The sequence below is a fragment of the Klebsiella sp. Shm-1 genome (genome assembly GCF_040804525.1).
GTDB lineage: Bacteria > Pseudomonadota > Gammaproteobacteria > Enterobacterales > Enterobacteriaceae > Klebsiella > Klebsiella pneumoniae.
In genome coordinates this window covers 2,334,334-2,353,615 of record NZ_CP161823.1, presented here as the reverse complement: position 1 = coordinate 2,353,615, position 19,282 = coordinate 2,334,334, and the positions used below count along the sequence as shown (strand labels likewise).

Here is a 19,282-nt window from a genome sequence, read left to right as displayed (position 1 = left end):
TGTCATGAGTAAACTTCTGGATCGCTTTCGCTACTTTAAGCAGAAGGGCGAGACCTTTGCCAACGGCCACGGCCAGGTCTACAACAACAACCGTGACTGGGAAGATAGCTACCGTCAACGCTGGCAGTTCGACAAAATTGTCCGCTCCACGCACGGTGTGAACTGCACCGGCTCCTGCAGCTGGAAAATTTACGTCAAAAACGGTCTCGTTACCTGGGAAACCCAGCAGACCGATTATCCGCGCACCCGGCCGGATCTGCCAAATCACGAACCGCGCGGCTGCCCGCGCGGCGCCAGCTACTCCTGGTATCTCTACAGCGCCAACCGCCTGAAGTACCCGCTGGCGCGTAAACGACTGATTGAGCTGTGGCGCGAAGCCCTGGCGAAGCATCCCGACCCGGTGCTGGCATGGGATAGCATCATGCAGGATCCGGCAAAAACCCGCAGCTATAAAGCGGCGCGCGGCAAAGGCGGTTTTGTCCGCTCCAGCTGGAAAGAGCTGAACCAGCTCATCGCCGCCGCCAACGTCTGGACCATCAAACACTATGGCCCGGACCGCGTCGCCGGCTTCTCGCCGATCCCGGCGATGTCGATGGTCTCCTACGCCGCGGGCACTCGCTATTTATCGTTGATTGGCGGCACCTGCCTGAGCTTTTATGACTGGTACTGCGATCTGCCCCCCGCCTCGCCGATGACCTGGGGCGAACAGACCGACGTGCCGGAATCGGCCGACTGGTACAACTCCAGCTACATTATTGCCTGGGGCTCCAACGTGCCGCAGACCCGAACCCCGGACGCCCACTTCTTTACCGAAGTGCGCTACAAAGGCACCAAAACTATCGCCATCACGCCGGACTATTCGGAAGTCGCTAAGCTCTGCGACCAGTGGCTGGCGCCGAAGCAAGGCACCGACAGCGCGCTGGCGATGGCCATGGGCCATGTGATCCTCAAAGCCTTCCACCTCGATAACCCGAGCGATTACTTTCTCAACTACTGCCGGACCTACACCGACATGCCGATGCTGGTGATACTCGAGCCGCGCGACGACGGCAGCTATACGCCGGGCCGTATGCTGCGTGCTTCCGACCTGCTTGACGGTCTCGGAGAAAGTAATAACCCGGAATGGAAAACCGTGGCTTATAACAGCGACGGCGAACTGGTGGCGCCGAACGGCTCCATCGGCTTTCGCTGGGGCGAAAAAGGCAAATGGAATCTCGAACAACGGGCAGACGGCAAAGATGTCGAGCTTAAGCTGTCGCTGCTGGATATTCGCGACAGCGTGGTGTCGGTGGGCTTCCCCTACTTTGGCGGCAACGAAAACCCGCATTTTCGCAGCGTAGCGCAGTCACCGGTGACCCTTCACCCGCTACCGGCTAAACAGCTGACGCTGGCCAGTGGCGAAAGCGGCCTGGTGGTCAGCGTCTATGACCTGATTCTGGCCAACTACGGTCTGGATCGCGGGCTTGACGATGTCAATGCGGCGAAGGATTTCGCCGAGGTCAAAGCCTATACCCCGGCATGGGCGGAGCAGATCACCGGCGTACCGCGTCAACATATCGAACAAATCGCCCGCGAGTTTGCCGATACGGCGCATAAGACCCACGGCCGCTCAATGATTATCCTCGGCGCCGGGGTGAACCACTGGTACCACATGGATATGAACTACCGCGGGATGATTAATCTGCTGGTATTCTGCGGCTGCGTCGGCCAGAGCGGCGGCGGCTGGTCGCACTATGTCGGTCAGGAGAAACTGCGCCCGCAGACCGGCTGGCTGCCGCTGGCGTTCGCCCTGGACTGGAGTCGTCCGCCGCGGCAGATGAACAGTACCTCTTATTTCTACAACCACGCCAGCCAGTGGCGCTACGAAAAACTGACCGCGCAGGAGCTGCTGTCGCCGCTGGCCGACGCCAGCAAATTTAGCGGCAGCCTTATCGACTTCAACGTCCGTGCGGAACGGATGGGCTGGTTACCTTCTGCGCCCCAGCTCAACGTCAACCCGCTGACCATTAAGCAGCAGGCCGAGGCCGCCGGGCTCTCCCCCGCGGAGTTCACCGTCCAGTCGTTAAAATCAGGCGATATTCGCTTTGCCGCCGAGCAGCCGGATAGCGGCAAAAACCATCCGCGCAACCTGTTTATCTGGCGCTCAAACCTGCTGGGATCGTCCGGTAAGGGGCATGAGTACATGTTGAAATACCTGCTCGGGACCGACAGTGGTATTCAGGGTGATGAACTGGGCGCCAGCGATGAGGTAAAACCTGAGGAAGTCGAGTGGCAGACCGCAGCGATTGAGGGCAAACTCGACCTGCTGGTGACCCTCGATTTCCGCATGTCCAGTACCTGTCTCTTCTCCGATATTGTCCTGCCGACCGCCACCTGGTATGAAAAAGACGATATGAACACCTCGGACATGCACCCGTTTATCCACCCGCTCTCCGCCGCCGTCGACCCGGCCTGGGAGGCGAAAAGCGACTGGGAGATCTACAAGGATATCGCTAAATCCTTCTCGCAGGTCTGCGTCGGCCATCTTGGCAAAGAGACCGATGTGGTGCTGGTCCCACTGCAGCATGATTCCCCCGGCGAACTGTCGCAGCCGTTCGAGGTGCTTGACTGGCGCAAAGGCGAATGCGATCTCATTCCAGGCAAAACCGCACCGTCGATTGCCCTGGTGGAACGCGACTACCCGGCCACCTGGGACCGCTTCACCTCTCTCGGCCCGCTGCTCGATAAGCTCGGCAACGGCGGGAAAGGCATTGCGTGGAATACGCAAAGCGAAGTCGATTTCCTCGGCAAGCTTAACTACGTCAAGCCCGACGGTCCGGCCGAAGGCCGGCCGCGGATCGACAGCGCCATTGACGCCTCCGAAGTTATTCTCAGCCTCGCGCCGGAAACCAACGGCCAGGTGGCGGTGAAAGCCTGGCAGGCGCTGGGAGAGTTTACCGGCCGCGATCATACCCATCTGGCGCTCAATAAAGAGGATGAGAAGATCCGCTTTCGCGATATTCAGGCGCAGCCGCGCAAAATTATCTCCAGCCCGACGTGGTCCGGACTGGAAAGCGAGCACGTCTCCTACAATGCCGGTTATACCAACGTGCATGAGCTGATCCCATGGCGCACCCTCTCCGGCCGCCAGCAGTTGTATCAGGACCATCCGTGGATGCGCGCCTTCGGCGAAAGCCTGGTAGCCTATCGCCCGCCCATTGATACCCGCAGCGTCAGCCAGATGAAGGCCGTGCCGCCAAACGGCTTTCCGGAAAAAGCGCTGAATTTCCTGACGCCGCACCAGAAGTGGGGGATCCACTCAACCTATAGCGAAAACCTGCTGATGCTGACGCTGTCGCGCGGCGGGCCGATCGTCTGGCTTAGCGAAACCGACGCGAAAGAGCTGGGCATTGAAGATAACGACTGGATTGAAGCGTTCAACGCCAACGGGGCTCTCACCGCGCGGGCGGTGGTGAGCCAGCGGGTGCCGCCGGGGATGACCATGATGTACCACGCTCAGGAACGGATTATGAATATCCCGGGTTCGGAAGTGACCGGTCGTCGCGGCGGCATTCATAACTCGGTAACCCGCGTCTGTCCGAAGCCAACGCACATGATTGGCGGCTACGCCCAGCTGGCCTATGGCTTTAACTACTACGGCACCGTCGGATCGAACCGCGACGAGTTCATCATGATCCGCAAAATGAAGAATATTGCCTGGCTGGATGACGAAGGTCGCGATCAGGTACAGGAGGCGAAAAAATGAAAATCCGTTCTCAGGTTGGAATGGTGCTGAATCTGGACAAATGCATCGGCTGTCACACCTGCTCGGTCACCTGTAAAAACGTCTGGAGCAGCCGCGAAGGCATGGAGTACGCGTGGTTCAATAACGTGGAGACCAAACCGGGTATTGGCTACCCCAAAAACTGGGAGGACCAGGATCAGTGGCAAGGCGGCTGGATCCGCGGCATTAGCGGTAAGCTGACGCCCCGCCTCGGCAATCGGGTCAGCGTGTTATCGAAGATTTTCGCCAACCCGGTGCTGCCGGCGATCGACGATTACTACGAACCCTTTACCTACGACTACCAGCACCTGCACAACGCGCCGGAGGGCAAATATCTGCCGACCGCCCGCCCGCGCTCGCTGATCAGTGGCGAGCGTATGGATAAGATTAACTGGGGCCCGAACTGGGAGGAGCTGCTCGGCGGCGAATTCGAGAAACGCGCCCGCGACCGTAACTTCGAAGCCATGCAAAAAGAGATGTACGGCCAGTTCGAAAATACCTTCATGATGTATCTCCCGCGCCTGTGCGAGCACTGCCTCAACCCGAGCTGCGTGGCCACCTGCCCGAGCGGCGCCATCTACAAGCGTGAGGAAGATGGCATCGTACTGATCGATCAGGACAAATGCCGCGGCTGGCGGATGTGCATCAGCGGCTGCCCGTACAAAAAAATCTACTTTAACTGGAAGAGCGGTAAGTCGGAAAAATGCATCTTCTGCTATCCGCGCATTGAGTCCGGGCAGCCAACGGTCTGCTCAGAAACCTGCGTCGGGCGCATCCGCTATCTTGGCGTACTGCTGTATGACGCCGACCGCATTGAAGAGGCGGCCAGTACCGAACATGAAACCGACCTCTATGAGCGCCAGTGCGAGGTGTTCCTTAATCCAAACGATCCGGCGGTCATCGAGGAAGCGCTAAAGCAAGGGATCCCGCACAACGTCATTGAGGCGGCGCAGAAGTCTCCGGTATATAAGCTGGCGATGGACTGGAAGCTGGCCCTGCCGCTGCATCCGGAGTATCGCACCCTGCCGATGGTCTGGTACGTGCCGCCCCTGTCGCCGATCCAGTCGGTTGCCGACGCCGGCGGCTTACCGAGCAACGGCAACATCCTGCCGGCGGTTGAGAGTCTGCGCATCCCGGTGCAATACCTGGCGAATCTGCTGAGCGCCGGCGATACCGGACCGGTCTTGCGCGCGCTGAAACGGATGATGGCGATGCGCCACTACAAGCGCTCGCAAACCGTCGAGGGCGTCACCGATACCCGCGCCATTGAAGAGGTGGGCCTCAGCGTTGAGCAGGTCGAAGAGATGTATCGCTATCTGGCGATCGCCAACTACGAAGACCGCTTCGTGATCCCCACCAGCCATCGCGAACTGGCGGAGGATGCCTTTCCGGAACGTAACGGCTGCGGCTTTACCTTCGGCGATGGCTGCCACGGGTCAGATACGAAATTCAACCTGTTTAACAGCCGGCGGATCGACGCCATCGACGTCAGCGGCGTGCGTAAGCATGGGGAGGGCGAGTGATGCGGATCCTGAAAGTGATCGGTCTGCTGCTGGAGTACCCCGACGAGTTACTGTGGGAGAACCGCGACGACGCCCTGGCGCTGATCAGGGCCGATGTCCCTTCCCTGACGCCGTTTGTCGGTGAGCTGTTGACGGCTCCGCTGTTGGATCGCCAGGCCGAATGGTGCGAGGTATTCGAGCGCGGGCGCGCCACCTCGCTGCTGCTGTTTGAACATGTGCATGCCGAATCCCGCGACCGCGGCCAGGCGATGGTCGACCTGATGAATCAGTATCAGCAGGCGGGTCTGCAGATCGATTGTCGCGAGCTGCCCGACCATCTGCCGCTGTATCTGGAGTATCTCAGTATTCTACCTCCCGCGGAGGCTCGGGAGGGGCTGCAGAATATCGCGCCGATTCTGGCGCTGATCGGCGGCCGTCTTAAGCAGCGAGCCTGCCCGTACTACCAGCTGTTTGACGCCCTGCTGGCGCTGGCGAAAAGCCCGCTCACCAGTGACAGTGTCACAAAACAGGTGGCGGGAGAAAAGCGCGACGATACCCGTCAGGCGCTGGACGCCGTGTGGGAAGAAGAGCAGGTGAAGTTTATCGAAGATAATGCGACCGCTTGCGATAGCTCGTCGATGCAAGCTTATCAACGACGCTTTAGTCAGGATGTGGCGCCGCAGTACGTTGACATCCGCGCCGGAGGCCCGAAATGATCCAGTATCTGAACGTCTTCTTTTACGATATCTACCCTTACCTGTGCGGCACCGTCTTTCTGGTGGGCAGCTGGCTGCGCTACGATTACGGGCAGTATACTTGGCGCGCCTCATCCAGCCAGATGCTGGATAAGCGCGGGATGGTGCTATGGTCGAACTTATTTCATATCGGCATTCTCGGCATCTTCTTTGGCCATCTCTTTGGCATGCTAACCCCACACTGGGTCTACTCGTGGTTCCTGCCGATGTCCCAGAAGCAGCTGATGGCCATGATCCTTGGCGGCATCTGCGGCGTGCTGACCCTGGCAGGCGGTATCGGCCTGCTGATGCGCCGCCTGACCAACCCGCGAATTCGCGCCACCTCCACGACCGCGGATATTTTGATCCTGTGCATTCTGCTGATTCAGTGCGCGCTGGGGCTGACAACCATCCCCTTCTCCGCCCAGCATCCGGACGGCAGCGAAATGCTCAAGCTGGTGGACTGGGCGCAGGCGGTGGTCACCTTCCACGGCGGCGCCTCGGCGCATCTGGACGGTGTCGCATGGATTTACCGCGTCCACCTGGTGCTCGGAATGACCATCTTTCTGATCTTCCCCTTCACCCGCCTGGTTCACGTCTGGAGCGCGCCGGTGGAGTATTTCACCCGGCGTTACCAGGTGGTACGCTCCCGGCGCTGAGCGCTGGCGGCGTTTACCATTCATCCTTACCGGTAGCCCGGACGAGGCCTTCGCACCAAGTTCGGGTATTTATCGTACCTGGCTCCAGGCTTTATGCCGGATGGCGGCTACGCCTTATCCGGCCTACAGGGGACTCTCACAGGCTCATACCCCGTAGGCCCGCGCAGGCGCAGCGCCGCCGGGCAAGGTATCAAACACGGTACCTGTAATTTCGCCGGGTGGCGGCTGTCGCCTTGCCCGGCCTACAGGGTCCTCTTACAGGCTCATACCCCGTAGACTCTCACAAGCGCAGCGCCGCCGGGCAAGATATCAGGCACGGTACCTGTATCGCCGGGTGGCGGCTGTCGCCTTGCCCGGCCTACAGGGTCCTCTTACAGGCTCATACCTCGTAGGCCCGCGCAAGCGCAGCGCCGCCGGGCAAGATATCAGGCACGGTACCTGTAATTTCGCCGGGTGGCGGCTGTCGCCTTACCCGGCCTACAGGGTCCTCTCACAGGCTCATACCCCGTAGGCCCGCGCAAGCGCAGCGCCGCCGGGCAAGATATCAGACACGGTACCTGTAATTTCGCCGGGTGGCGGCTGTCGCCTTACCCGGTCTACAGGGTCCTCTTACAGGCTCATACCCCGTAGACTCGCACAAGCGCAGCGCCGCCGGGCAAGATATCAGGCACGGTACCTGTAATTTCGCCGGGTGGCGGCTACGCCTTGCCCGGCCTACAGGGGCCTCTCACAGGCTCATACCTCGCAGGCCCGCGCAAGCGCAGCGCCGCCGGGCAAGATATCAGGCACGGTACCTGTAATTTCGCCGGGTGGCGGCTGTCGCCTGGCCCGGCCTACAGGGGCCTCTCACAGGCTCATACCCGTAGGCCCGCGCAAGCGCAGCGCCGCCGGGCAAGATATCAGGCACGGTACCTGTAATTTCGCCGGGTGGCGGCTACGCCTTGCCCGGCCTACAGGGTCCTCTTACAGGCTCATACCTCGCAGGCCCGCGCAGGCGCAGCGCCGCCGGGCATGAGGAGATTTACTTCCCGGCTTCCGGATGGGTAGCGAACGCCGCCATCACCGCCGCCAGCGCCGCTTCGCTGAAGCCATGTTTAGGATCGTCCACCCCCAGGCCGAAACGGGTCTGCAGCCCTTCATACAGCGCGGAGACATCGGCAAAATCGATCTTCTCCACCACATGGTTATTCTCCCAGTGGGTAAAGTGGAAGTTGGTGAGGGTCATTTTGCCGCCGTCCGGCAGATGACGACACATCAGCAGATGGTGACGGAAGTGGGACTGCGGCCAGTGCGCCGACCAGAAGTTGCCCATCACATAATCAGACGCATACTGGCGGCCTAAATCGAAATGGTACATCGACTGCCAGTGTTCGTGATGGTTGAACTGCAGCGTCCACTCATCCCCTTCATGCACCAGACGATAGCTGCCGTGCGGCGTTTGCTGTGGGATATCGGCCAGCAGTTTGATCGGCGCGGTCAGCGTCTGGCCGCCGAAGCCGACGTCGGCGATCCAGCGCTCCCCCGCCACCTCCACCAGCAACAGACGGTGAGTACGCGGCGGCATCTGCGGCGGGTTGGCCAGCACCACGCGGCCCAGCAGGCTGCGGACGTTAAAGCCTATCTCGCGCAGCGCGCGCTCCAGCAGGCCATTCTGTTCAAAACAATACCCCCCGCGGCGGGCGGCGATCAGCTTCTCTTCCAGCGCCCCATCGTCAAGGTGGATTTCACGCGGCAGCAGGACGTCGAGGTTTTCAAAGGGGATGGCGCTGTTATGCTGCAGATGCAGTTCCCGCAGGATATCAATGGAAACATCAGGCTCACCCGTCCAGCTCAGACGGGAAAAATAGGCGCGTAAAAAGGGACTCATCAGGGCCTCCAGCTGTAGGTGTCCGACATTTATAGCCTATTTTTCCGCGCCGACCGTCTTTTTTGTGCGCTTAGCGTTAACCGCACGTGCGGCGCTGCATCAGCGCCAGCGCCGTCAGCATCAGGACCAGACCGGTCAACAACGTCAGGCTGGCCATCGCCATGCCCTGACCGACGGAACCCTGTTCGAACTGGCGCCAGATAAACACCGCCACGGTTTGCGTACCGGCCGGAGAGAGCAGCAGCGAGGTCACCAGCTCCCGGGAGGCCACCGCGAACACCATCAGCATCGCCGCCAGCAGCGCCGGAAAGACCAGCGGCAGGACAATCAACCGCAGCGCCTGCAGTGGCGACGCCCCGTGCACCCTGGCGGCGGGCTCAAGGTTCGGGCCCAGCTGGCGCAGCGCGCTGCCGACATAGCGCACCGGCCAGGGCATCAGCAGGCAGCAATAGGAGAGCAGCAGCATCCACAGCGTGTTATAGGGCGAGCGCGGCCAGAAGGGCTGATTCCACAGCAGGATCAAACCGACCCCCACCACCACGCCCGGCAGCGCCGCCGGCATCAGCGACAGCGCGTCCACCATCCCGCGCCCTTTAATCTTCTGCACCATCACCAGCCAGGCGGCCAGCAGGCCCAACGCGCCGACGATTAGCGCCGAACCCAGGGCCAGCGACAGGCTGGTGCCGAGGGCCGAAAGGGCATCTCCCTGCTGGTCAAACAGCGCCGCGAAATGACGCAGCGTGACATTCTCAACACTCACACCACCGGAGAGCGTGCCCATCACGCTGGTGAGCATCATCGAGACGGCGGGGACGCCGACCGCCAGGCCGCCGACGGCCGCCATCGCCAGCACGGCGGGCAGCGTCATCCAGCCCAGCGATGCCCCGTGGTTCTCCCCCGGCTTACCGGTGACGCTGGTGACCTCTTTCTCCCCCACCAGCCGCCTTTGCAGCCACCAGGCGAACAACGCCACCGCCATCAGCAGCAGCGACAATAGCGCGGCGCCAGGGAGATCCACCGGCCAGTCGGCCAGCTTTTTCTCAATACCGACCGTCAGCATCACCACTCCCGCCCGGCTGCCCAGCGCCGCCGGTACGCCAAACTCCTCGATGGCGAGGGTAAACGCCAGCAGCATCCCCGCCGCCAGCGCCGGAGAGAGCATCGGTAGCGTCACGTGCCAGAAGGCGCGCCAGGCGCTGGCGCCATGGACGCGGGCGACCACCGCCAGCCGGGTCCCGCTCGCCAGCAGGCTGCGGGAGACGGCAAAGTAGACCACCGGAAATATGTTAAAGGTCATCACCAGCACGATCCCGCTGCGGCTGAACAGCAGATCGTTCAGCTGCCAGCCGGTCAGCTGCTGCAGATAGCCCTGGCTTTGCAGGGCCAGCATCCAGGAGAGCGCCGAGATATAGGGCGGCGTCAGAAAGGGGATCAAAAACAGGAGATCCCACAGCCGGGGCAGCGGCAGCGAAAACATACCGCGCAGGATGCCGAGCGGCAGGCCAATCATTACGCTGACCAGCGCCACGCCGGCGGCGATCCACAGCGTACCGCCGAGCATCGCCGCCAGCTGAGGATCGGCCAGCAGCGCCGGGATGCCGCCAAAGGCGTCCCCGAGCGAACCGGCGCTAAAATGGGGAAAAATCGCCTGCAGCAGAATAAACACTAACGGTAACGCGACCAGCATCACCAGGGCGGCAAGGGTCGCGCCGGAAAGGAATGTTTGTTTCACAACCGGTTCCTGAAGCTGAGGGTCCTCCGGCGGCCAGCGCCGGAGAAACGGGATCAATTACTGCGCGTACAGCTGACTGAAGCGGGCGAGCACGGCGCCCCGCTCGCTGCTGCCCTCGCTGGTGGTGGGCAGCACCTTCAGCGCGTCCAGTAGCGGACGTTTAGCCGCCACGTCGCGGCGGGCGGGCATCAGCCAGGCGTCGGCGACCTTCGCCTGACCTTCCGGCGACAGCACGTAATCGATAAAGGCTTTAGCCTCGCCGGGATGCTGGCTGGTTTTGAGGATCATCATCGGGCGCGGGGCAATCACCGTTCCGCTGGCCGGGAAGATCACCTTCAGCGACTCGCCCTGCTGAATATTGCCGTAGGAGACATAATCCACCGCGCCAAACACCGCCGCTTTCGCTCCCTGCATCACCGGCGTCACCGCCTGGGCGTTGGGTCCGCTGACTACCATGCCGTTCTTTTTCAGATCGTCAAACAGTTGCCAGGCCTGGTCGCCCATGCTGTTTTGCAGCCCGATCAGCAAATCCAGCGACGCGCCGGAGAGCGCCGGGTCGGGGGTTGTCACCTTGTCTTTAAACGCCGGCTGGGTGAGATCCCGCCACTCTTTCGGTTCCGGGGTGCCGCTTTTACTGTTCCAGACAATACCCAGGGCGGAGACGCCCTGGGCGATATAGTCCGCCGATTTCAGGTTCGCCGGTACCTGGTCGGCGTTGACGCTCGCAAAAGGCAACAACCAGCCCCGCTGGTGCAGATCTTCGGCGGTATCCCATGAGGCGGAGATCAGTACATCCGCCTGCGGGTTGGCCTGCTCGGCCTCCAGTCGGGCCATCACTTTGCCGGTGGTGGCCTGAAAAACGGTCACCTTCACCCCGGTCTGTTGTTCAAAACCGCTGGCCAGGCTTTTCGCCAGCGAGCCGGGTCCGGCGGTGTAAACGGTCAGCGCATGGGCGCTGGAGAGCATCATGGCGGAGAGAGCCATCGCGAGTACCACTCCTTTCTTAACGGTCATAACGGTGTTCATGCAACTTCCCCTGAGGTTGGCGTAACGGCGCGGACAGCGGCCACGCGGCCCGCGGATAAATAGACAATCTGGTCGGCTAACAGCTCGGCTTCACGTCGGTCATGGGTGACATACAGGGCGGTGATGCCGAGCTGTCGCAGCAGGCGGCTCATTTCGCCACACAGCGATTCGCGCAGTTCGCTGTCCAGGTTGGAGAGCGGTTCATCAAACAGCAGCACCCGCGGCGCGGCGACGATCGCCCGCGCCAGCGCCACCCGCTGCTGCTGACCGCCGGAGAGGCCTGAAGGCTTACGTTCGGCAAAGCCATTGAGGCCTACCCGCGCCAGCGCCTCGCTGACCCGGCGCTCGCGTTCGCTGCGGGAGACGCCGCGCATGCGCAGCGGAAAGGCGACGTTCTGCGCCACGCTCATATGCGGCCAGAGGGCATAATCCTGAAAAACCATGCCGATATCGCGCTGCTCCGGGGGCAATCCCCATCCTGCGCGGGCGACCAGCCTGTCGCCAAAGCGGATTTCGCCGCTGGCCGGCACGCTCAGCCCGGCCAGCAGACGCAGCAACGTGCTTTTGCCGCAGCCGGAAGGGCCCAGTAGCGCCACGATGCGGCCGGGTTCGATATGCAACGTGAAGCGGTCAAGAATAGGGGTCTCTGCGAAGGCGAAAGAGACCTCCTGCAGGGTGATAGGGGTCAGCGTGCGCATCATCGTCCTCCCTTTCGGGACAGCGAGACCAGCCCGGCGGTCGACATCCGACGGGGCACGCTCACCTGGGATAGCATCAGGGGAGCCAACATATTGTGATCCTCTTTGGGACTTAGTGCTGGCGACTATAGTCAGACGAGATGACGTATTGATTACATTTTCATTGCGGCTTAACGTGTTACCTGCCAACCGACCCATTATTCAAGGAACGCCTATGAGCCGCTTTCGCCACGTTGAACTGCAGTACGCCAGCCGTCTGCTCAACCACGGCCCAACCATTTTGATCACCAGCTACGATGCCCCGTCCGACCGGCGCAACGTTATGGCCGCCGCCTGGTCAATGCCGGTGGAATTCGCCCCGCCGCGGGTGGCTATCGTGGTGGATAAAAGCACCTGGACGCGGGAGATCATCGAGCGCAATGGCACCTTCGGCATTGTGGTGCCCGGCGTCGCAGCCGCCAGCTGGACCTACGCCGTCGGCAGCGTCAGCGGCCGCGATGAGGACAAATTCAATGCCTGGGGGATCCCGGTAGTAACCGGTCCGGAGCTGGGGCTGCCGCTGATCGAGGAGAAATGTCTGGCATGGATGGAGTGCCGGTTGCTGCCGGCGACGGCGGCCCAGACCCAGTACGACACCCTGTTCGGAGAGGTGGTCTCTGCCGCCGCCGATGAGCGCGCGTTCGTCACCGGACGCTGGCAATTCGACGACGATAAGCTCAATACCCTGCATCATCTTGGCACCGGCAATTTTGTCGCCAGCGGCCGTCATGTACGGGCAAACTCCCTCGACGAATAAACCGTTCTCGACGATTTCGGCAGCAAAGGCTTTACCGCCGGTGGGATATGGAACTTCGGCGTGCAGACGGAGATTTGGTTCTGACCGAGTGTCACTGGCGGACATCATGCCCGCCAGTGGCAACTACATGCTATAACCCGGCTTCTTAATCAACTGCGCCATCTGTGGGGCGATCTCGCTGTCCCACACCGCCTGCCACGCGTCCGGCTCAATCTGAGTGAGTGCGACGCTGACCGCGCCCTCTTTACTGTTCAGATGGCGGATCAGCACCTCGGTAATGTCGGCGGCCAGCGCGGTTTTTTGTTCATCAGTCAGTTCACGGGGAAAGCATTTAATATCAACATGCGGCATAGCAAAGACTCCTTGTGATCAGAGCCATAACGCTACCACAGAATGGCCGTTATGGTTGGCATCGCGTGCGTTAAATCAGCTTGTTACGGCGTAGCGCCGCGGCCAGCTCCGGTCGCTGACAGAACGCCCGGGCGATGGCGGCGAATTTTGGCGCGTGGTCGTCAAACCACGCCTGGCGGGGTCCCCAGCGGTACATCGCCGCGATATAGCAATCCAGCAACGTTACCGACGCGCCCAGCGCCCACGGCCCGGCGGCCAGCTGCTGTTCGAACCAGAGATAGAGATTTTTCCGGTACTGGAGACAATTCTCCACCAGCTGCTCCGCGGCGGCGGGCGCCCAGCGTTCCGGGTAATCGGCATAGGTAAAGGTAGGATAGACATTGGCCACCAGCCAGACCAGCAGGCGCTGAAACTGCGGACGCTGTGGCGTCCCCGGCGCGGGGGCCAGATCGGGACGCTGGTCGAGGATCATCAGCGCGATGGCGGCGGTTTCGGTCATGATGCTCCCGTCGGCCAGCCTCAGGGTGGGCACCTGGCACAGCGGGTTAATCTGCCGCAGACGCTCGCGCGCCGGACCGGGCTGGTCAAAGCCCTCCACGTCAACCACCTCGTAGGGAATATCGGCCAGGGAGAGCATCAGCTCGCTAATCGTCGAGCCCCATCCCGGCACGCCATAAACGGTTATCATGGTCGGCCTCCAGGGTAAAGCCTAAGTGTAGGCAGAAATTTGCCGCTCACCCACCCGGCACACCATGCCACTGGGGGTTAGTAGGTTATCCCCGGCGGGTTGACCACCGACTGCGCCACCGCTTCGCCCTGCTCCCCCCAACGCGCCAGCACCTGCTGATATTCACCGCGGGCAATCGCCCCGTCGAGGGCTGCCTGCAGGGCATAGACCAGACCGTTGCCTTTTTTGGTGGTTGTCGCCACCCACGCTTTTTTCGGCCCCAGGCCCACCACCCGGGTCTGGCCGTTAAGCGCCGCTTTATAGGCTGCCACCGACTGCGGGCCGAAAAAGATATCCGCCCGCCCGGACTGGATATAGAGATTGCCGGAGGCATCATCGGTCAGGTAGACCGGCTGGGCCTGCGGCCGTCCGGCGGCGCGGTTGTCCTCGTTCCAGCCCAGCAGGATCCGCTCCTGATTGGTGCCGGACCCGACGATCACTTTGCGCCCCGCGAGATCGGCGGGTCCGTTTACCGCGGCGATATCGCTGGTGGATTTCACCGAGAAGGCCAGGGAGTCCACCCGGTAAGTCGCAAAATCGAACTTCTCTTTGCGCTTCTCGGTTACCGCGATATTGATCAGCGCCACATCGTAGCGGCCGGAGGCGATGCCCAGCGGCCAGTCCTCCCACGCGGTGGGCACCAGCCTGAGCTTCAGGCCAAGGCTTCCGGCCAGCAGGCGGGCTATATCCGGGTCGCTACCGATCCGCGTGCGGTTGTCGCTGGCCAGCAGGGCCAGCGGCGGCGAATTGAGCGCCGAGATCGCCACCGTTAGCGTCCCCGGCTCGACGAAGCGATAGCCCGGCGGAATTTTCGCTATCGCCTGCGGGTCGCGGGTGACCGGCAATGGCTGCTCATTGGCGCGCAGTTCCAGCGCCGCGTAAGCGCTCATGGCAAAAGCGCTGAGAACAAGGGTCATTAGCGCTCTGTTCATGACGGCAGCACCCTGGATAAAAACTGCCGGGTACGCGGATGCTGCGGATGGTTGAGCACCTCGTCGCTGCTGCCCTGCTCGACGATCCTGCCGTCGACCATAAACACCACCTGGTCGGCCACCTCGCGGGCAAAGCCAATCTCATGGGTGACCACCACCAGGGTGGTGCCCGATCGCGCCAGCTTTTTGATCACATCCAGCACCTCGCCCACCAGCTCCGGATCCAGCGCCGAAGTGGGCTCATCAAACAGGATCACCCGCGGGTTCAGCGCCAGCGCCCGGGCAATGGCGATACGCTGCTGCTGGCCGCCGGAGAGATGCCGCGACCAGGCGTCGGCTTTATTGCGCAGTCCGACGACGTCCAGCAGTTCATAGGCACGGGCAATGGCCTCTTTGCGCGTGACCTGCTGGTGGGCGATCGGCGCCTCTATCAGGTTCTCCAGCACCGTCAGGTGCGGAAACAGGTTAAAGTTCTGGAACACGTAGCCGACGTTGATCCGCTGGCGGAGGATCTCCTTTTCTTTCATCTCATACAGCTTGTCGCCTTTGCGGCGATAACCGATATAGTCGCCGTCAATCTGAATAAATCCCTCATCGACCCGTTCGAGGTGATTTATGGTGCGCAGCAGCGTGGACTTGCCCGAGCCGGAAGGGCCGAGGATCACCGTCACCGTGCCCGGGGGGATCTCCAGCGACACATCGTCCAGCGCCTTGTGGCGGCCATAGTATTTGCTGACCCCGGTGATAGAGATATGGCCATTATGAGAGCTGGGCATGAACGGCCTCCTGCGGCTGCGCTTGACGTGCGGATTGAGTGGTTCGGCTGCTGCGGGCGCTGTTTACCGCCGAGCGGCGCTCGCTGCGCGCCAGGCCCCGTTCCACCAGATACTGAATGGCGGAGAGGACGCTGGTGATCGCCAGATACCAGGCGGCGCCGACCATCAACAGCGGGATCACCTCCTGGGTACGGTTGTAGATCATCTGGATGGTGTAGAACAGTTCCGGCATCGCCAGGACGTACACCATCGCCGTTCCCTTGGCCAGACTGATGATCTCGTTGAAGCCGGAGGGCAGGATGGTGCGCAGCGCCTGCGGCAGAATAATGCGCAACGTGCGCCGCCAGGCGGGTAGCCCCAGCGCGGCGGCGGCTTCATACTGCCCGTGGTCGACGCCGAGAAAGCCGCCGCGAATAATCTCCGCGGTATAGGCGCTCTGCACCAGGGTCAGGCCCACCACCGCCGTGGAGAATTGCCCCAGCACGTTAATGGTCTGATAGCTGGCCCAGGTGACGCCGGTAAACGGGATCCCCAGCGACAGGGTGTCGTAGAGATAGGAAAAGTTATAGAGAATGATCAGCACCACAATCAGCGGCAGCGAGCGAAACAGCCAGATATAGCCCCAGGCGAGACTGCTGAGCAGCCACGATGAGGACAAACGGGCCAGCGCCAGCAGGCCGCCGAAGATCACGCTTAACACCGTGCCGAGCAGGGTCAGGAGCAGGGTTTGCCCCAGCCCCTCGAGGATCACCGGGTCGAAGAACCAGCGGGCGAAGACGCCCCACTCCCAGCGCGGGTTAAAGGCCACCGACTGGATCACCACCGCCAGCACCAGCAGGGCGACCAGAGCCCCGACCACCCGCAGCGGATAGCGCGCCGGCACCACTTTGATCGTTTCAGATGAATGCATAATGCCTCCTCAGGCGCTGTGGCTGTAGGCGCTCACCGCCAGCGCTTTAGTGAACCGCAGCCGGCCATCGTACGGCGGCTGACTGTACTCTTCCGGGTCTCGCGTGAGGTCAAACTGCGCCTCATACCCCTGGCTGAGATAGAGCTTTACCGCCTCCGGCTGACGGAAACCGGTGGTCAGGTAGATATGGCTGTACCCGGCCAGCACCGCCCGTCGTTCCAGCTCCTGGACCACCTTCGCCGCCAGCCCCTGCTGGCGCAGACGGCGGTGCGTCCAGATACGTTTGATCTCTGCGGTGTGGCGATCCTTCGGCTTATACGCGCCGGTGGCGATAATTTCGCCCTCACGCTCAAGGACAATAAACAGCCCCTGCGGCGGCACATACCACTCACTTAACTCCACTTCCGCATCGCGGGAAAAATAGTCGCCGTAGCGGGCGGCATATTCGGCAAACAGCCCGCTAATAATCGGCTGCAGCTCCGGAGCCTCCGGAGAAATATCGCGGAATGCTTCGCTCATCGCGCCTCCTGTCAGTCGCCCAGTCCGGGCGGATTGATTTCCGATTGCGGAATGCTTTCCACCCCTTCGCCCCAGCGGTTAAGCACTTTGGCGTAGTCCCCGCTGGCGATAGCCCCGTTCAGCGCCGCCTGGACGGCATTCACCAGCCCGCTGTCTTTTTTCAGCGTTACCGCGATGTGCGCCGCTTTTGGCCAGCCGCCATCGACGCTGCCCACCAGTTTGGTTTTGCCGGTCAGCGCCGCCTTCCACGCGCCAATCACGTTGGGGCCGAAGAAGGCGTCGGCTCGTCCGGTCTGCAGGGCCAGCGTCTGGGCGGCATCATCCTTGGTGTAGACCGGGATAAACGGCTTCAGCCCCTTCTTGACGTTCTCCGCGTTCCACGCCAGCAGGATCGCCTCCTGGTTGGTGCCGGAGCCGACAATAATCTTTAGCCCGGCGATATCTTCCGCTTTGTCAATCTTGCTCAGCGGGCTGGTGCTTTTGACGTAGAAGCCCAGCGAGTCTTTGCGGTAGGTGGCGAAATCGAACTTCTCTTTCCGCTCTTTGGTGACGGTAATATTGCTGATCGCGGCATCATATTTGCCGGAGGTGACGCCCAGCGGCCAGTCTTCCCATGAAGTGGGAACCACGTTTACTTCCAGCCCGAGGCTCTCCGCCACCAGCCGGGCGATATCCGCCTCGCTGCCGAGCAGGGTTTTGTTGTCATCGGCAAAGACCGTCAGCGGCGGAGAGTTCAGGGCCGCCACCGCGACGGTGAATTTCCCCGGCACCGCCAGATGCAGATCTTGCGGCAACAGGGCAATGGCCTGCGGATTTTTCGCTGTATGAATCGGCGTTTTGTTGGCCTCCAGGCTCACTCCGGTGCCATTGATCTTGACGTCCTGACCCCACGATGAGGCGCTAAATGCCAACGCGACGGCCAGCAAGAGTGTTGTTTTCTGCATAGCGTGATTCTCTTTTATTATTTTTGGAATTGATTAGCGGGTAGCGCCAGACCCAGACTTTCCCGCAGGGTGGTGCCCGGATAGTCGCGACGGAACAGTCCGCGCGCCTGTAACAGCGGAACCACCTCATCCACAAAGCGCGGGAAGGTTTCCGGCGTGCCGCCCTGAATAATGAAGCCGTCCGCCGCGTGCTGCTCGAACCACAGTTGCAGGCCATCAGCGACATCGCTGGCGGTGCCGGTAAAGCGCGGACGCGGGCTGGCTGCCTCCAGAGCCACCTGGCGCAGGGTTAAGCCCCGCTCGCGGGCGTGACGTTTAATCTCGTCGGTGGTGCTGCGGAAGCTGTTTTGTCCGAGGTCGCCAATATCCGGGAAAGGTTCGTCGAGCGGGTACTGCGAGAAATCGTGGTGTTCGAAATAGCGCCCGAGATAATTCAGCGCATCTTCGATGGAGACCAACGCCGCGGTGGTCTGGTACTGCCGCTCCGCGTCCTCGGCGTCATCTCCGACGATGACGCTGACGCCCTGGAAGATATGCAGTTGGTCCGGACTGCGCTGATATGCGGCGAGTTGGCTTTTGACATCCCGATAAAATGCCTGCGCCTCGGCCAGCGAGTCCTGATGAGTAAAAATGGCATCGGCGTGGCGCGCGGCTAATTTTTTGCCGTCATCCGACGCGCCGGCCTGGAAAATAATCGGTCGGCCCTGCGGCGTGCGGGCAATATTTAGTGGCCCGGCGACTTTAAAGAAATCGCCGTGGTGGTCGAGCGTATGCAGTTTATTTTTATCAAAGAACTGGCCAGTCTCCTTATTGCGCACAAAGGCATCTTCTTCCCATGAATCCCATAAGCCTTTCACCACCTGCAGGTATTCATCGGCAATGCGATAGCGCAGCGCATGATCCGGATGTTGGGCCCGGGAGAAGTTTTTCGCCGACCCCTCCAGCGGGGAAGTGACCACGTTCCACCCCGCCCGTCCCTGGCTTAAATGGTCAAGGCTGGCGAACTGGCGGGCGGTGGTAAACGGCTCGCTGTACGAAGTCGATAAGGTCCCCACCAGCCCCAGTCGCCGGGTGATCGCGGCCAGCGCGGAAAGTACCGTTAAGGGTTCGAAGCGATTTAAAAAATGGGGAATCGATTTTTCGTTAATATATAAACCGTCGGCGACAAAAATAAAATCCAGCTTCCCCGCTTCTGCTTTTAGCGCCGTCTGGGTGACGAAATCAAAATTAATACTGGCGTCCGCCTGGGCCGCCGGATGACGCCAGGCGGACATATTTCCCGATGCGCCATGCAATATGGTTCCCAGACGCAATTGTCGATTTTCAGACATAGCTACCCCTTCCCC

General features: G+C 61.4%; 14 protein-coding genes and 3 pseudogenes. 6 read left to right on the top strand and 11 right to left on the bottom strand.

The window, feature by feature from the left end:
- Positions 1–4 precede the first annotated feature (4 nt).
- Genes AB1E37_RS11495 through narI form a run of 4 tightly spaced genes read left to right on the top strand, consistent with a single transcriptional unit; the run spans position 5 to position 6,658 of the window.
- Entirely contained in the window at positions 5–3,745 is a 3,741-nt protein-coding gene (locus tag AB1E37_RS11495; RefSeq protein WP_032447620.1) for a nitrate reductase subunit alpha, read from the top strand.
- The gene (narH, locus tag AB1E37_RS11490) at positions 3,742–5,286 is read left to right on the top strand and encodes a nitrate reductase subunit beta (protein WP_004148517.1); all 1,545 of its coding nucleotides are present in this window, start codon (positions 3,742–3,744) and stop codon (positions 5,284–5,286) included. The genes AB1E37_RS11495 and narH overlap by 4 nt, the downstream gene beginning before the upstream one ends.
- Positions 5,286–5,981, top strand: coding sequence for a nitrate reductase molybdenum cofactor assembly chaperone (gene narW / locus AB1E37_RS11485; protein WP_002906547.1), 696 nt, complete (start codon positions 5,286–5,288; stop codon positions 5,979–5,981). Before narH ends, narW begins: the two co-directional genes overlap by 1 nt.
- The gene (gene narI / locus AB1E37_RS11480) at positions 5,978–6,658 is read left to right on the top strand and encodes a respiratory nitrate reductase subunit gamma (RefSeq protein ID WP_032447621.1); all 681 of its coding nucleotides are present in this window, start codon (positions 5,978–5,980) and stop codon (positions 6,656–6,658) included. The genes narW and narI overlap by 4 nt, the downstream gene beginning before the upstream one ends.
- 1,021 nt (positions 6,659–7,679) lie before the next feature.
- Here the strand turns inward: narI and nhoA are convergent.
- The 4 genes from nhoA to AB1E37_RS11460 all read right to left on the bottom strand — a co-directional run bounded on the left by nhoA (position 7,680) and on the right by AB1E37_RS11460 (position 11,984).
- The gene (gene nhoA, locus AB1E37_RS11475; RefSeq protein ID WP_032447622.1) at positions 7,680–8,525 is read right to left on the bottom strand and encodes an N-hydroxyarylamine O-acetyltransferase; all 846 of its coding nucleotides are present in this window, start codon (positions 8,523–8,525) and stop codon (positions 7,680–7,682) included.
- Between the two features lie 76 nt (positions 8,526–8,601).
- The gene (locus AB1E37_RS11470; protein WP_032447623.1) at positions 8,602–10,257 is read right to left on the bottom strand and encodes an iron ABC transporter permease; all 1,656 of its coding nucleotides are present in this window, start codon (positions 10,255–10,257) and stop codon (positions 8,602–8,604) included.
- A 57-nt stretch (positions 10,258–10,314) separates the two neighbouring features.
- Positions 10,315–11,283 (bottom strand): ABC transporter substrate-binding protein, encoded by a 969-nt coding sequence (locus tag AB1E37_RS11465; RefSeq protein ID WP_016530099.1) that lies wholly within the window; start codon positions 11,281–11,283, stop codon positions 10,315–10,317.
- A complete protein-coding gene (locus AB1E37_RS11460; protein ID WP_004189827.1) occupies positions 11,280–11,984 on the bottom strand; it encodes an ABC transporter ATP-binding protein in 705 nt (234 codons plus the stop codon). The genes AB1E37_RS11465 and AB1E37_RS11460 overlap by 4 nt, the downstream gene beginning before the upstream one ends.
- Here AB1E37_RS11460 and AB1E37_RS11455 point away from each other — a divergent pair.
- Positions 11,881–12,600: pseudogene (locus tag AB1E37_RS11455) on the top strand (flavin reductase family protein); the annotation flags it as partial. The gene AB1E37_RS11460 and the pseudogene AB1E37_RS11455 sit on opposite strands and share 104 nt — an antisense overlap.
- 162 nt (positions 12,601–12,762) lie before the next feature.
- A pseudogene (locus AB1E37_RS11450) lies at positions 12,763–12,861 on the top strand (hypothetical protein); the annotation flags it as partial.
- Positions 12,862–12,900: 39 nt separating this feature from the next.
- Here the strand turns inward: AB1E37_RS11450 and pptA are convergent.
- From pptA to AB1E37_RS11415, 7 genes and pseudogenes are all read right to left on the bottom strand, one after another.
- On the bottom strand, positions 12,901–13,128 hold the full coding sequence (gene pptA, locus AB1E37_RS11445; protein WP_004898536.1) for a tautomerase PptA: 228 nt from the start codon (positions 13,126–13,128) through the stop codon (positions 12,901–12,903).
- A gap of 70 nt (positions 13,129–13,198) precedes the next feature.
- Positions 13,199–13,816 carry a glutathione S-transferase family protein gene (locus AB1E37_RS11440; protein ID WP_004898537.1) on the bottom strand — a complete coding sequence of 206 codons (618 nt, stop codon included), beginning with the start codon at positions 13,814–13,816 and terminating at the stop codon, positions 13,199–13,201.
- A gap of 77 nt (positions 13,817–13,893) precedes the next feature.
- A complete protein-coding gene (locus AB1E37_RS11435; RefSeq protein WP_367777086.1) occupies positions 13,894–14,745 on the bottom strand; it encodes a transporter substrate-binding domain-containing protein in 852 nt (283 codons plus the stop codon).
- Between the two features lie 38 nt (positions 14,746–14,783).
- Complete coding sequence (locus tag AB1E37_RS11430) at positions 14,784–15,563, bottom strand: amino acid ABC transporter ATP-binding protein (RefSeq protein WP_002906697.1); 780 nt, start codon at positions 15,561–15,563, stop codon at positions 14,784–14,786.
- Entirely contained in the window at positions 15,547–16,473 is a 927-nt protein-coding gene (locus tag AB1E37_RS11425; RefSeq protein WP_004184216.1) for an amino acid ABC transporter permease, read from the bottom strand. The genes AB1E37_RS11430 and AB1E37_RS11425 overlap by 17 nt, the downstream gene beginning before the upstream one ends.
- A 9-nt stretch (positions 16,474–16,482) precedes the next feature.
- A complete protein-coding gene (locus AB1E37_RS11420) occupies positions 16,483–16,992 on the bottom strand; it encodes a GNAT family N-acetyltransferase (RefSeq protein ID WP_002906702.1) in 510 nt (169 codons plus the stop codon).
- Positions 16,993–17,003: 11 nt separating this feature from the next.
- Positions 17,004–19,267 (bottom strand): annotated as a pseudogene (locus AB1E37_RS11415) (NtaA/DmoA family FMN-dependent monooxygenase).
- Positions 19,268–19,282: the final 15 nt, after the last annotated feature.